This window comes from Rhizobium sp. K33, assembly GCF_056501445.1.
This window is the reverse complement of record NZ_CP096478.1, coordinates 4,184,185-4,197,401: the sequence shown is the minus strand read 5'-3', so window position 1 is coordinate 4,197,401 and position 13,217 is coordinate 4,184,185. Positions and strand designations below refer to the sequence as shown.

At 61.7% G+C, this 13,217-nt stretch carries 14 protein-coding genes; 4 read left to right on the top strand and 10 right to left on the bottom strand.

Going from position 1 to position 13,217, the window contains the following annotated elements; translation table 11 throughout:
* The first annotated feature begins 29 nt into the window (after positions 1-29).
* From M1E12_RS20200 to M1E12_RS20185, 4 genes are read left to right on the top strand one after another with little or no spacing between them, the layout of a single operon-like run.
* Positions 30-1,319, top strand: a complete 1,290-nt coding sequence (locus tag M1E12_RS20200) for a CpaE/TadZ family protein (protein WP_479563053.1) — start codon at positions 30-32, stop codon at positions 1,317-1,319.
* 25 nt (positions 1,320-1,344) lie between these two features.
* Entirely contained in the window at positions 1,345-2,829 is a 1,485-nt protein-coding gene (locus tag M1E12_RS20195; RefSeq protein WP_136539933.1) for a TadA family conjugal transfer-associated ATPase, read from the top strand.
* Positions 2,830-2,834: 5 nt separating this feature from the next.
* The gene (locus M1E12_RS20190) at positions 2,835-3,851 is read left to right on the top strand and encodes a type II secretion system F family protein (protein ID WP_479563052.1); all 1,017 of its coding nucleotides are present in this window, start codon (positions 2,835-2,837) and stop codon (positions 3,849-3,851) included.
* A 12-nt stretch (positions 3,852-3,863) separates the two neighbouring features.
* Complete coding sequence (locus tag M1E12_RS20185) at positions 3,864-4,850, top strand: type II secretion system F family protein (RefSeq protein ID WP_136539929.1); 987 nt, start codon at positions 3,864-3,866, stop codon at positions 4,848-4,850.
* Positions 4,851-4,871: 21 nt separating this feature from the next.
* On the opposite strand, the gene M1E12_RS20180 is transcribed toward M1E12_RS20185, so the two are convergent.
* The 10 genes from M1E12_RS20180 to M1E12_RS20135 all read right to left on the bottom strand — a co-directional run bounded on the left by M1E12_RS20180 (position 4,872) and on the right by M1E12_RS20135 (position 13,157).
* A complete protein-coding gene (locus M1E12_RS20180; RefSeq protein WP_167494934.1) occupies positions 4,872-5,027 on the bottom strand; it encodes a hypothetical protein in 156 nt (51 codons plus the stop codon).
* Positions 5,028-5,119: 92 nt separating this feature from the next.
* Positions 5,120-5,584 (bottom strand): SRPBCC family protein, encoded by a 465-nt coding sequence (locus M1E12_RS20175; protein WP_479563051.1) that lies wholly within the window; start codon positions 5,582-5,584, stop codon positions 5,120-5,122.
* A gap of 103 nt (positions 5,585-5,687) precedes the next feature.
* Complete coding sequence (gene pncB / locus M1E12_RS20170) at positions 5,688-6,992, bottom strand: nicotinate phosphoribosyltransferase (RefSeq protein WP_113458197.1); 1,305 nt, start codon at positions 6,990-6,992, stop codon at positions 5,688-5,690.
* A 130-nt stretch (positions 6,993-7,122) separates the two neighbouring features.
* Positions 7,123-7,413 (bottom strand): hypothetical protein, encoded by a 291-nt coding sequence (locus M1E12_RS20165; RefSeq protein WP_479563050.1) that lies wholly within the window; start codon positions 7,411-7,413, stop codon positions 7,123-7,125.
* A 90-nt stretch (positions 7,414-7,503) separates the two neighbouring features.
* A complete protein-coding gene (locus M1E12_RS20160; RefSeq protein ID WP_479563049.1) occupies positions 7,504-8,466 on the bottom strand; it encodes a 2-hydroxyacid dehydrogenase in 963 nt (320 codons plus the stop codon).
* A 12-nt stretch (positions 8,467-8,478) separates the two neighbouring features.
* Positions 8,479-10,107 (bottom strand): ABC transporter ATP-binding protein, encoded by a 1,629-nt coding sequence (locus M1E12_RS20155; protein WP_310239811.1) that lies wholly within the window; start codon positions 10,105-10,107, stop codon positions 8,479-8,481.
* Positions 10,104-10,589: a type II toxin-antitoxin system VapC family toxin gene (locus M1E12_RS20150; RefSeq protein WP_310239810.1), complete on the bottom strand. Its 486-nt coding sequence runs from the start codon at positions 10,587-10,589 to the stop codon at positions 10,104-10,106. The genes M1E12_RS20155 and M1E12_RS20150 overlap by 4 nt, the downstream gene beginning before the upstream one ends.
* A 3-nt stretch (positions 10,590-10,592) precedes the next feature.
* On the bottom strand, positions 10,593-10,859 hold the full coding sequence (locus M1E12_RS20145; protein WP_479563048.1) for a hypothetical protein: 267 nt from the start codon (positions 10,857-10,859) through the stop codon (positions 10,593-10,595).
* 67 nt (positions 10,860-10,926) lie between these two features.
* Positions 10,927-12,063, bottom strand: a complete 1,137-nt coding sequence (locus tag M1E12_RS20140) for an ABC transporter permease (protein WP_479563047.1) — start codon at positions 12,061-12,063, stop codon at positions 10,927-10,929.
* Complete coding sequence (locus tag M1E12_RS20135) at positions 12,063-13,157, bottom strand: microcin C ABC transporter permease YejB (RefSeq protein ID WP_310239804.1); 1,095 nt, start codon at positions 13,155-13,157, stop codon at positions 12,063-12,065. Before M1E12_RS20135 ends, M1E12_RS20140 begins: the two co-directional genes overlap by 1 nt.
* Positions 13,158-13,217 lie beyond the last annotated feature (60 nt).

Sequence of the window (13,217 nt, the reverse complement as noted above, 5' to 3'; positions counted from 1 at the left end):
GCAGCAGTCCAACAGGACGGGATGAGAGCATGAACGCGATCGATTATGACATCGGCGAAACCAATGGCGGATATCGCGCGGATACCGAAACCGTCGTTGCGGGCGAGGTCGACAACCTGCGCCCCTTGCCGCGCATCTCCATCCATGCCTTCTGCATCAGCGAGACCGTTCATCGGACCATGGAGCAGTGCGCGGGCGACCGGCGCATGGCCCGGGTCAGCATGCGCGTCACGCACGGCAACATTGCCGCAGCGGCCAACATGTTCTCGTCGACGCCGACGCCGAACCTCATCATTCTGGAAACCGATGCCGGCCCCCGTGATCTGATGGCGGAACTGGCGCCACTTGCCGAGGTCTGCGATCCAAGTTCGCGGGTCATTCTCGTCGGCCGCCACAACGATATCGCGCTCTACCGCGAACTGATCCGCAATGGCATTTCGGAATATATTGTGGCGCCGTTCACGATGGCGGACATGATGGGCTCGATCGCCTCGATCTTCGTCGACCCGGAAGCCGAACCGCTCGGCCGAACCATCGCCTTCATCGGCGCCAAGGGCGGCGTCGGGTCATCGACGATCGCGCATAACTGCGCCTTCGGCATTTCGTCGCTCTTCTCGACGGAGACGGTTCTTGCCGATCTCGACCTGCCCTTCGGAACGGCCAATATCGATTTCGACCAGGACCCGGCGCAGGGCATGGCGGAAGCGGTGTTTTCCCCGGAGCGCCTGGACGAGGTCTTCCTCGATCGCCTTCTGACGAAGTGTGGCCAGAACCTTTCGCTGCTGGCGGCCCCCTCCATGCTCGACCGCGGTTATGACTATGAGCGCGGCGCTTTCCAGCCGATTCTGGATGTGCTGCAGCGGACGGCTCCCATCACCGTCCTCGACCTGCCGCATACCTGGGCGGACTGGACGCGCGCCGTGCTTTCCGATGTCGACGACATCGTCATCACCTGCGCACCCGATCTCGCCAATCTGCGCAACATGAAGAACATGATCGATGCGCTGAAGAAGCTGAGGCCGCAGGACAAGCCGCCGCATCTCATCCTCAACCAGGTGGGTATGCCGAAGCGCCCGGAAATCGCGCCTTCCGACTTCTTCGAGCCGCTCGAACTCGAACCCGTCGCCATCATTCCGTTCGACGCCCAGCTTTTCGGCACTGCCGCCAATAGCGGCCGGATGATCAGCGAGATGGACGGGAAGTCGCCGACGGCGGAGACATTTTCGCAACTCGCCCATCTCGTGACGGGCCGCGCGACGATCAAGAAGCCGAAGAAGGCGGGCCTCGGCTCGTTCATCGAGAAACTGCGCAAGAAGTGACCGGTAACAGGAACAGGTAGAGCTCATGTTTGGCAAACGCGGAAACGACGGTTTCGGCAAAGGCGGGGCGGGCGTCGGCACGATCCCGGCACAGCCGGCTGCTGCCGCGCCTGCGGCACGCACCAGCACGCTCATCGAACCCGGCAGTCCCGAGGTCAGCAACCGGCAGCAGGTGACGCCGCCGTCGATGCAGACGCCGAGCCGCAAGAAGCCGCCGCGGACGGAAGACTATTACGACACCAAGAGCCAGGTTTTCTCGGCACTCATCGATACGATCGACCTGTCGCAGCTGGCGAAGCTCGACGGCGAAAGCGCGCGCGAAGAAATCCGCGACATCGTCAATGACATCATCACCATCAAGAATTTCGCGATGTCGATTTCCGAGCAGGAAGAACTGCTCGAAGACATCTGCAACGACGTTCTGGGTTATGGTCCGCTCGAGCCGCTGCTCGCGCGTGACGACATCGCCGACATCATGGTCAACGGCGCCGGCCAGACCTTCATCGAAGTCGGCGGCAAGACGATCGAGTCCGAAATCCGCTTCCGCGACAACTCGCAGCTTCTTTCGATCTGCCAGCGTATCGTCAGCCAGGTCGGCCGCCGCGTGGACGAATCGAGCCCGATCTGCGACGCCCGCCTTCCCGACGGCTCGCGTGTCAACGTCATTGCTCCGCCGCTCGCCATCGACGGGCCGGCACTCACCATTCGTAAGTTCAAGAAGGACAAGCTGAACCTCGCGCAGCTCGTCAAGTTTGGTGCGATCACGCCTGAGGGTGCAGAAGTTCTGCAGATCATCGGGCGCGTCCGCTGCAACGTCGTTATCTCGGGCGGTACCGGCTCGGGTAAGACGACGCTTCTGAACTGCCTGACCGGCTTCATCGACCAGGACGAGCGCATCATCACCTGCGAAGACACGGCCGAACTTCAGCTGCAGCAGCCGCATGTCGTGCGTCTCGAAACGCGTCCGCCGAACATCGAAGGCGAAGGCGAGATCACCATGCGCGATCTCGTGAAGAACTGCCTGCGTATGCGCCCCGAACGCATCATCGTTGGTGAAGTGCGCGGACCGGAGGTTTTCGACCTGTTGCAGGCGATGAACACCGGTCACGACGGCTCGATGGGCACCATCCACGCCAACACGCCGCGCGAATGCCTGAGTCGTATGGAATCGATGATCGCCATGGGCGGCTTCTCGCTGCCGGCCAAGACCGTGCGCGAAATCATCTCCGGCTCGATCGACGTCATCATCCAGGCGGCACGCCTGCGCGATGGTTCGCGCCGCATCACCCACATCACCGAAGTCATCGGGATGGAAGGCGACGTCATCATCACCCAGGATCTGATGCGCTACGAGATCGAGGGCGAAGACGCCAACGGCAAGATCATCGGCCGGCACATGTCGACCGGCATCGGCAAGCCGCATTTCTGGGACCGTGCCCGCTACTACAACGAAGATCGTCGTCTTGCCGCCGCGCTCGACAACATGGAACAGAAGTCGAAGGGGATCTGACACGCATGTTCGGCATCGATCCCACCATTCTCGCCATCGTGCTCCTGGTCGCCGTCTCGACCGGTGCGGTGGCCTATGGTGTCCTCTATTCCCGGATCGAGACCGACAAGAAGACGGCGAGCCGCATCAACCGCGTGCGGGCTGCCGAAACGGATACCACGCAGATGAAAGCCGCACGCGACCGCGTGCAGGAGATTTCCAAACGCCGCAAGTCCGTGCAGGACTCCCTGAAAGAGCTGGAAAAGAAGCAGCAGCAGGAAAAGTCGAGGAAGGCGAATGCGGCAAGCCTCAAGGCGAAGCTGGTGCAATCCGGTCTGTCCGTGTCGGTCACCCAGTTCTACCTGCTGAGCGCCGTGCTCGGCGTCGTCGTTCTAGCCATGGCTTTCCTCGCAGGCATGCCGCCGCTCGTGATGGTCGGTGGCGCCTTCGTCGCAGGCCTCGGCCTTCCGCGCTGGGTGGTCGGCTTCCTCGTCAAACGGCGGCAGAAGAAGTTTCTCGAGGAGTTTCCGAACTCGCTCGACGTCATGGTGCGTTCGATCCGGTCTGGCCTGCCGCTCAACGATGCGATCCGGATGATCGCCGCCGACGGTCAGGAGCCGGTCAAGACCGAGTTCCGCCGGATCGTCGAATCCCAGCAGCTGGGATTGTCCGTCTCCGATGCGGTTGCCCGCATGCACCAGACCATGCCGCTCAACGAAGTCAGCTTCTTCGCCATCGTGATCGCGATCCAGGGCCAGGCGGGCGGCAACCTCTCGGAAGCGCTGGCCAACCTGTCGCGTGTCCTGCGTGACCGCAAGAAGATGAAGGCGAAGGTCAACGCTCTGTCGATGGAGGCGAAGGCTTCCGCTGCGATCATCGGCGCCCTGCCCTTCATCGTCGCTTTCCTGGTCTACCTGACGTCGCCCGGTTACATCACCATCCTGTTCACGGACTCGCGCGGGCATCTCATCCTCGGCTGTTCGGCGGTGTGGATGAGCATCGGGCTGCTGGTCATGCGCAACATGATCAATTTCGAGATCTGAGGAGCGGCGGCGATGACGGAAGACTGGGCAGCACGCTTCACCGATCCGGCGCTGGTGATAGCCATTCTCGTGGCGCTTGCCGTGTTCGCCACATTCTACACGATCGCCATGCCCTACTTCGAGCGCGGCGACCTGAACAAACGCATGCGCGCGGTCTCCACGGAGCGTGACCTGATCCGCGCCCGGGAACGGGCGAAGCTGAATGCCGAAGCGGCTCAGAGCCGTGCATCGCTCAGGACGACCAACAACAAATCCGTACGAGACATTGTCGAGCGCTTCAATCTGCGCAAGGCGCTGGTGGACGATACGACGGTCGACAAACTGAAGGCGGCAGGTCTGCGGTCGCAGAACGCGCTCAACATGTTTCTCGTCGCGCGCTTCCTCTTGCCGTTCGCGACGCTGGCGCTGACCGCTTTCTGGATTTTCGTAATGGGCAACCTGGCAGAAAAGCCTCTGCCCATGCGGCTCTTCGCCACCATCGTCGGCGGCTATATCGGCTTCTACCTGCCGAACATCTACATCTCGAACCGCATCACCAAGCGTCAGCAGTCGATTAGACGTGCCTGGCCGGATGCGCTGGACCTGATGCTGATCTGCGTCGAATCAGGCATTTCGCTCGAAGCCGCCATGCGTCGCGTCTCGGAAGAGATCGGCGAGCAATCGCCTGAACTGGCCGAGGAAATGGTTTTGACGACAGCAGAGCTTTCGTTCCTGCCGGATCGTCGACAGGCGCTGGAAAATCTTGGCACGCGCACGCAGCTCGACGGCGTGAAGAACGTCGTGCAGGCCCTTATCCAGGCAGACCGCTATGGTACGCCGGTGGCGCAGGCCTTGCGCGTTCTGGCGCAGGAAGGGCGTGACGAGCGCATGAACGAGGCGGAGAAGAAGGCAGCGGCACTGCCGCCGAAGCTCACCGTTCCGATGATCCTGTTCTTCCTGCCCGTGCTGATCGCCGTCATTCTGGGCCCCGCCGGGATCCAGGTGTCCGACCGGTTCTGAGTCCCCGGTCGCGCAACAAGGTCAGTGGACGGTCGCGAGTTCTTCTTCGAGAAGCTTCAGCGCATCCTGCAGCGCTTCGACCAGGATGTCCGTGAGTTCGTCGGATTTGTTCTCGAGAAGCATCAGCTTGACCGCCATGTCCTGCTGCTCGAAATACTGATCAGGTCCTTCGTTCATCGTCATGTCCCCTTAAAGCCGAATCATCTCGGCTGGTTCCACGATGATGATCTTTCCTTGCGCCGAGCTTTCAGCCTATCGGGCCTGCAAGGTCAAGCCTCGGCTTTCACGCCGCCCGACGTGACGGCCGCGCTGAAGTTCGAGAAGAACTCGCCGGCGAGTTTCTTCGACGTCGATTCGATCAGGCGGCTGCCGAGTTGGGCGATCTTGCCGCCAACTTCGGCCTTTACGGTGTAGGTGAGAAGCGTGGCGCCGTCTTCCTCTGGAGTGAGAGTCACATCGGCGCCACCCTTCGCAAAACCCGCCAGACCGCCCTTGCCTTCGCCCGAGATGGTGTAGGAGTGCGGCGGGTTGAGGTTCTGCAGCTCGACCGCGCCTTCGAACTTGGCCTTGATCGGACCGATCTTCAGCACGACCTTCGCATCCATGTGGGTATCCGAGGTCTTTTCCAGGCTCTCGCAGCCGGGGATCGACTGACGGAGGATTTCCGGATCGTTGAGCGCCTGCCAAACGGTCTCCACCGGCGCCTCGATGCGCTCGCTGCCTTGCATGTCCATCCGGCATTCCTCCCTTGCAGATCGCGGGCTCCCTCCCGCAGCCATCAAGACTGCATGGCTGACGCGACAGATGCAAGACTGCTAAAGCAGGAGATGGGTGAAGTCAGACGAGAACAGCCTGCTCGACGCGGTCCTTCGAGCCGAAGAACCTGATGTAGCGCTCGACCTCGGCCGGATCGCCCGTTGCCTTGCGCGGATTGTCGGAGAGCTTCACGGCCGGGCGGCCATTGGCCTCGGAGACCTTGCAGACGATGGAGATCGGCTTCAGGCCGGCAATCTCGCGCGGCGCGCAACCGGCAAAGTCGTTGGTGAGGTTCGTGCCCCAACCGAAGGACATGCGGACGCGGCCGGCAAAATGGCGGTAGGTGTCGATGATCGCATCGACATCGAGGCCATCGGAAAAGATCAGCAGCTTCTTGCGCGGATCGCGGCCCATCTTCTTCCACCACTCGATGATCTTTTCACCACCTTCGATGGGCGGCGCGCTGTCGGGGCGGAAGCCTGTCCAGTCGGCAACCCATTCCGGTGCGTGCTCGAGGAAGGAGGTGGTCCCGTAGGCATCCGGGAGGACGATCAGGAGATTGCCGCCATACAGCTGGTTCCAGTCTTTCAGAACCTGGTAGGGCGCGGCCGCCAGCTGCTCATCGGTCTTGGCGAGCGCGGCGACGACCATCGGCAATTCGTGTGCGTTGGTGCCGACGGCTTCCAGATCGCTATCCATGGCGAGGAGGACGTTGCTGGTGCCGGTGAAGGCCGGGCCGATGCCTTCCTTCAAGGCTTCGACGCACCAGCGCTGCCAGAGAAAGCTGTGGCGGCGGCGGGTGCCGAAATCGGAAATGCGAAGGCCCGGCAGCTCCCGCAGGCGCTCGACCTTGGCCCACATCTTGGCCTTGGCGCGCGCATAGAGCACATCAAGCGTGAAATAGCCGAGGGAGCGCATGGCGGCGCGCGAACGCAGCTCGTTGATGATCGCGAGCGCCGGGATCTCCCAAAGCGTCGTCTCCATCCAGGTGCCGTGGAAGGTCAGTTCATACTGACCGTCGCGCTTGGCGAGTTCGTATTCGGGCAATTGCAGATTGCCGAGCCAAGCGAGGAATTCGGGTTCGAAGATCTGGGCGCGGCCGTAGAAGCTGTTACCGGCGAGCCAGATCATTTCCTTCTTGGTGAGACGCAGCGAGCGGACGTGATCGAGCTGTTCGCGGAGTTCCTGTTCGTCGATTTCCTCGGCAAGGCGTACGGAGGTGGTTCGGTTGATCAGGGTGAAGGTGGCGTTCACCTCGGGGTAAAGCTTCCAGATCATCTGGAGCATCAGGAGCTTGTAGAAGTCGGTATCGATCAGGCTGCGGATGATGGGATCGAGCTTCCAGGTGTGGTTATAGACCCTGGTCGCAATATCTGTCTTGGTCATGATCGACTGCCTTATGATCCGCAGCCGAAACTGCAGCGGACGGCCGGAACCTTTCGGCCGCTTCCGCTGCAGTTATCGGCAATCGATGTCGGATTGTCCAGTGAGCGACGTGCACTCACTGCGCGACCCATTACTGGGTCGGGGTGGGGCTGGATTCCGGAACCACCTGACCGCCACTTTCGCTCGGTGCGGGTGCGGTCTGTTCGACCGGCTGGTTTGCCGGATCGGACGGGGCAATGGCGTTACCCCACCACTCGGCCGGGATCCAGACGAGCATTGCGAGGATCAGGCCGGCCAGAAGCACGATCAGAACGGGCTTGCCCCGAAAGCCCTGACGGGCTTCGGTCGCCGTCACCGGCTCGGGCTTCAGACCACGCGTCCGGCGATCAGTGGTATCGGGCATGTCGGTTCGGCTGTTCATGTCGTTACTCCCGTTGTTTCGGAACGCTCGAAGCGTCTTTCCCTGGGACAACGGGAGCTTGGCGGGTTTGTTCCGCCAATTAGACTATGCTCAGTAACCGGAGACGCGGTCGACCACGAATTCCAGCGGCAGGCCCGATTCAAGCCGGGCGATCTGAGCTTCGACATGGCGCAAGAGCGCCCGGACATCGGAGGCAGCGGCGGCGTGGGGTGTGACGATCACATTCGACATCGACCAGAGCGGGCTTTCAGGGTCCAGCGGCTCCTTTTCGAAGACGTCGAGTGATGCGGCTTTCAATGTGCCATCGGCGAGGCAGGCAATCAGGTCGGCCTCCTTCTGGCTGCCACCACGACCGGCGTTGAGGAAGATCGGCCCGCCGAGCGGACCTGTACGACGGAGCCTGGAGAAAAGCGTGCGGTCGTAAATGCCGCGGGTATTGTCGGTCAGCGGCAGCAGGCCGACCAGGATGTCCGTCCGGCCGAGGAAGGCCTCGAGGTTTGCGGCGTCGAAGGTCTCCAGACCCTCGATGGACTTCGCACGCCGCGACCACCCGATGACATCGAAACCCATGACCTTGAGCTTTCTGACCGCATCGGCGCCGAGGACGCCAAGGCCCATCACGCCCACGGTCACTTCGCGTGCTTCAGGTTGCTCGGCGATTTCATGCCACACGCGCTCCCGCTGCTGGCCGGCATAGGCGATGCCGTTGCGCAGATGATGCAGGCATTGCCAGACAACCCATTCGCTCATGCGATCCGTGAGGCTGCGATCGACGAAGCGGACGATGGGCAGGTCCGGCAGCTCATAGGCCGAGAGGATGTGATCGACGCCGGCTCCGCCGGAGAAGATGGCGCTGAGCCCCGTGGCGCGACGGAAAAGCGCGGGGTCCGGCTTCCAGACGACGGCAAATTCGGCATCGGTCAGATCGCGCTCCGCATTGGCCGGATCGCCCATATCGATGACCGGACGATCCGGGAAGGCAGACCGCAAGGCGGAGACCACGCTTTCGCGTGCGAAGCGGAGGTCGATGACGACGGGGCGTTTTTCAGACATGGGGAACTCACATTATTGGCGGATGCCGCCATCCTCAACGGCTTCGAGATCGAAAGCGGCGGCCATCAGGGCGCGGGTGTAATCGGCCTTGGGCGCGGCGAAGACTTCCGCTGCGGGGCCCTTCTCCACCACCTTGCCACCGCGCATGACGATCAGTTCGTTGGCCAGCGCCTTCACGACCTTCAGGTCATGGCTGATGAAGAGGTAGGCAAGATCATGCTTGGCCTGCAGATCGCGCAGGAGATCCACGACCTGAGCCTGAACGGTCATGTCGAGGGCCGAGGTCGGCTCGTCGAGCATGACGAAACGGGGTTTCAGCACCATGGCGCGGGCAATCGCGATGCGCTGACGCTGGCCACCGGAGAATTCGTGCGGGTAGCGCCAACGGGTGGCGGGATCCAGCCCAACTTCCTCGAGCGCCCAGGCCACACGGGCGTCGCGCTCTTCCGCCGATAACTGCCTTTCGTGAACCTTCAGGCCCTCGGCGATGATTTCGCCGACGGACATCCGGGGGCTGAGGGAACCGAAGGGATCCTGGAAGACGATCTGCAGGCGATCGCGCAGCGGGCGCATCTCACGATAGGAGAAGGCGTCGATGTCCTTGCCGATGAAACTGATGCGGCCCTTCGACGAGATCAGGCGCGAAAGCGCAAGGCCAAGCGTGGTCTTGCCAGAGCCGGATTCGCCGACCACGCCCAGCGTCTGGCCAGCACGAAGCGTGAGGTCGACGCCATCAACGGCCTTCACATGGTCGACGGTGCGACGGAGGAAACCGGCCTTGATGGGGAACCAGACGCGAATGTCCTCGCCCTGCATGACAACAGGCTTCTGCTCATCGAAGACGGGCGGCTCGCCCCGCGGTTCGGAGGCGAGAAGCTTCTTCGTATAGGGATGCTGGGGGCGCTCGAAGATGTCCTCGACGGAGCCTGCCTCGACGATCTTGCCCTTGGTCATGACGCAGACGCGGTCGGCGAACTTGCGGACAATGCCGAGATCATGGGTGATGAAGAGCATGGACATGCCATGCTCCGTCTTGAGGCGTCCGAGAAGCTCGAGGATCTGCGCTTGCACGGTGACATCGAGTGCTGTCGTCGGCTCGTCGGCGATCAGGAGCTTCGGACGGTTGGCGAGCGCCATGGCGATCATCACACGCTGACGCTGGCCACCGGAAAGTTCGTGCGGATAGGCGCTGAGCCGCTTTTCCGGCTCGCGGATGCCGACCTGATGCAGGAGTTCCAGGACACGCGCGCGGGCGGGCGCGCCTTCGAGCCCCTGATGCAGGGACAGGATTTCGCCGATCTGCCGCTCGATCGTGTGCAGCGGATTGAGCGAGGTCATCGGCTCCTGAAAGATCATGGTGATCTCATTGCCGCGCACGGCACGAAGATCAGGCTCGCTGGCGGTCATCAGGTCTCGACCGTCGAACAGGATCTGTCCCGAGGGATGGCTGGCTGCGGGATAGGGTAGAAGCTTCAGGATCGAGGCGGCGGAGACCGACTTGCCGGAACCGGATTCGCCGACCAGCGCGACGATCTCTCCACGATCGATCTCGAAGGAGACACGGTCGACTGCCAGGCTCTCGCGACCGCTTTGATGGAAGGCGACGGAGAGATCGCGCACGGACAGGAGAGGTTCGGTCATGCGGACAAGCTTTCAATCAGGGAGGTGAGCGTGGATTCGTCGGGGCGGAGGATGGTCAAATGCCTCGTTCCTGCGCCTTTGAAGAGTGGGTGATCCAACGCGCCAAGATCGACAAGACCAAGGTCGCCGCTGAGGAAGCTATCGCAGCCATCTTGGCTGGCGCTGGCGAGATGGATGGCATCGGGAAGTTTGATGCTTGATGCACTAGAACGGATCAATGCAGCCCTATCGAGAACATCAGAGGAGACGGGCAGTACATCAAGCCAGTCTGGGCCATTAGACAACGCATGATACGTCCGTGCCAATTCGAGCTTCCCGTCCCGATATGGACGCACAAGTAGTTCCGAAAATGTCAGAGCACTTGTCGAGAAACGGATCCCTTTTTCAAATCCCTTGACCAGCAGGATCTCAAGAAGTCGCTGCCTTGGGCCTTCGCCTTCGTGCAGCGCGATCAGGATGTTCGTGTCCAGATACAGGCGCACCCGTCAATCATCCCATTCGTCGCGCAGTTCACGGATCCTCGAGACGGCTTCATCGATGTCAACACGCTCGGGGTTGGCTTCACGGTATCGACGGATCATGTCCAGTGTATCCTGGACTGACATCAGACGCTTTGGTTCGGTAGCGGGTTCGGAAGTCCCCACGCCTTCGATCTCGACCACGACCCGCACGGTGCTGCCTTCGACCAGCCCCTCCCTCAGGTCGGCGGGCAAATTCTCAACCGGGTAATGCTCTCTGACGATCTTGTTCATCGCATCGCGCTCCTGATCAGGTCTTCGCCCATCATGCCACAAATGCGCGCAATTGACGAACCCGCGCTCATCGGAAGGTCTTTCTGGGATCGAAAGCATCACGCACCGCTTCCCCGATGAAGATCAGCAGCGAGAGCATGATCGACATGGTGAAGAAGGCGGTGAGGCCGAGCCAGGGGGCCTGGAGGTTGCGCTTGCCCTGGGCGATGAGTTCGCCGAGCGAAGGCGAGCCGGGGGGCATGCCGAAGCCGAGGAAATCGAGCGAGGTGAGCGTGGTAATCGAGCCCGAGAGGATAAAGGGCAGGAAGGTCAGGGTGGCGACCATGGCGTTGGGCAGCAGGTGGCGGAACATGATCGTGCCGTTGCCAACGCCGAGGGCGCGGGCGGCGTTTACATATTCGAAGTTTCGGGCGCGCAGGAACTCCGCGCGCACGATGCCGACGAAGCCGACCCAGGAGAAGAGCAGCATGATGCCGAGCAGGACGAAGAAGCCGGGCGGCAGGATGGCTGCGATGATCAGCAGGATGTAAAGCACTGGCATCGAGGACCAGATCTCGATGAAGCGCTGCATCAGAAGGTCGGTCCAGCCGCCGAAATAGCCTTGCACGGCACCGGCGGTTACGCCGATGACGGCCGAGGCGAGCGTGAGCGCCAGACCGAAGAGGATCGAGATCCGGAAGCCGTAGATCATGCGGGCCATGACGTCGCGGGCCTGGTCGTCGGTGCCGAGCCAGTTCATGTTGCCGAGCACGCAATTCGGATCCTCCGCACCGAGCGGATAGGCCGCACAACGGGTTTGCTTGTCCATCAGCCAGAAAGGCGGCGTCGGTGCGGAATGCGGCACCTCGGAATTGACCGTGCGGTAGGAATAGCGGATCGGCGGCCAAATCATCCAGCCGTTGGCGTTGATCTCGTCGGAGATGAAGGGCGAGCGATAGTCCGTGATTGCCAGGAAGCCGCCGAACTTCTCCTCGGGATAATTGACCACGACGGGGAAGAGGATCTCGCCCTTGTAGGACGCGATGATCGGCCTGTCGTTGGCGATGAATTCGGCGAACATGCTGAGCACGAAGAGCACCATGAAGATCCAGAAGGACCAGAGGCCGCGCCGGTTCGCCTTGAAGTTTTCCAGGCGTCGACGATTGGTGGGCTTGAGCCAGTCCTTCCTCGGCGGCGCGATGGGCGTGGTCTCTACGGCGGACATCAGACGTCCCTCCGGTCAAAATCGATGCGCGGGTCGATCCAGGTGTAGATCAGGTCGGAGATCAGACCGACGACGAGGCCCATCAGCGAGAAGATGTACAGAGTCGCGAAAACGATCGGATAGTCGCGGTTGACGATTGCAAGGTAACCGAGACGACCGAGGCCATCGAGCGAGAAGATGTTTTCGATCAAGAGCGATCCGGTGAAGAAGGCGGAGATGAAGGCCCCGGGCAGGCCGGCGATGACGATCAGCATGGCGTTGCGGAAGACGTGGCCGTAGAGGACCTGGCGCTCGCCGAGCCCCTTGGCGCGGGCGGTTACGACATACTGTTTCTTGATCTCGTCGATGAAGGAATTCTTCGTGAGCAACGTCGTCGTGGCGAAGGCGGAGAGCAGGAGCGCTGTGAGCGGCAATGCCAGATGCCAGAAGTAATCGAGGATCTTCTGCCACCACGAGAGCTGGTCGAAATTGTCCGAGGTCAGTCCGCGCAGCGGAAACCAGTCGAAGAAGGACCCGCCGGCGAAAAGCACGATGAGAAGAATGCCGAAGAGGAAGCCCGGGACGGCATAGCCGATGACGATGATGCCGGATGTCCAGACATCGAAGCGCGAGCCGTCGGAAACGGCCTTGCGGATCCCGAGCGGGATCGAGATGGCATAGGAAATCAGGAGCACCCACAGACCGAGCGAAATCGAAACGGGCATCTTCTCGATGATCAGATCGATCACCGAGGTGTTGCGGAAGAAGCTCTCGCCGAAGTCGAAGCGGATGTAGTTCCACATCATCTCGAGGAAGCGCTCGAGCGGCGGCTTGTCGAAGCCGAACTGTTTTTCGAGCTTGGCGATCAGTTCCGGATCGAGACCTTGAGCGCCGCGATAGCGGGAGCTTCCCTCCTCCGTGCCGGCGGACTGGCCCAGCATGTCGCCGCCGCCGGAGAGGCGTGCATCGGCGCTGTCACCCTGGCCGCTCAGCTGGGCTATGACCTGCTCGACGGGGCCGCCGGGGGCGAACTGGATGACGATGAAGGAGATGCCCATGATGCCGATCATGGTCGGGATCATCAGCAGAAGGCGGCGCAGGATGTAGGCGGTCATGCGCGATGTCCCGCTTCAGGGTCGGGTCTCACTATGATGTCCAAGCTTCTTTCGTCCGCC

Bases quoted from the DNA above. Each gene is read 5' to 3' on its own strand.
- M1E12_RS20185 (WP_136539929.1), top strand. From the start codon at position 3,864: ATGACGGAAGACTGGGCAGCACGCTTCACCGATCCGGCGCTGGTGATA.
- M1E12_RS20140 (WP_479563047.1), bottom strand. From the start codon at position 12,063: ATGTCCGCCGTAGAGACCACGCCCATCGCGCCGCCGAGGAAGGACTGG.
- M1E12_RS20175 (WP_479563051.1), bottom strand. From the start codon at position 5,584: ATGGACATGCAAGGCAGCGAGCGCATCGAGGCGCCGGTGGAGACCGTT.
- M1E12_RS20135 (WP_310239804.1), bottom strand. From the start codon at position 13,157: ATGACCGCCTACATCCTGCGCCGCCTTCTGCTGATGATCCCGACCATG.
- M1E12_RS20195 (WP_136539933.1), top strand. From the start codon at position 1,345: ATGTTTGGCAAACGCGGAAACGACGGTTTCGGCAAAGGCGGGGCGGGC.
- M1E12_RS20155 (WP_310239811.1), bottom strand. From the start codon at position 10,107: ATGACCGAACCTCTCCTGTCCGTGCGCGATCTCTCCGTCGCCTTCCAT.
- M1E12_RS20165 (WP_479563050.1), bottom strand. From the start codon at position 7,413: ATGAACAGCCGAACCGACATGCCCGATACCACTGATCGCCGGACGCGT.
- pncB (WP_113458197.1), bottom strand. From the start codon at position 6,992: ATGACCAAGACAGATATTGCGACCAGGGTCTATAACCACACCTGGAAG.
- M1E12_RS20180 (WP_167494934.1), bottom strand. From the start codon at position 5,027: ATGAACGAAGGACCTGATCAGTATTTCGAGCAGCAGGACATGGCGGTC.
- M1E12_RS20190 (WP_479563052.1), top strand. From the start codon at position 2,835: ATGTTCGGCATCGATCCCACCATTCTCGCCATCGTGCTCCTGGTCGCC.
- M1E12_RS20200 (WP_479563053.1), top strand. From the start codon at position 30: ATGAACGCGATCGATTATGACATCGGCGAAACCAATGGCGGATATCGC.
- M1E12_RS20160 (WP_479563049.1), bottom strand. From the start codon at position 8,466: ATGTCTGAAAAACGCCCCGTCGTCATCGACCTCCGCTTCGCACGCGAA.
- M1E12_RS20145 (WP_479563048.1), bottom strand. From the start codon at position 10,859: ATGAACAAGATCGTCAGAGAGCATTACCCGGTTGAGAATTTGCCCGCC.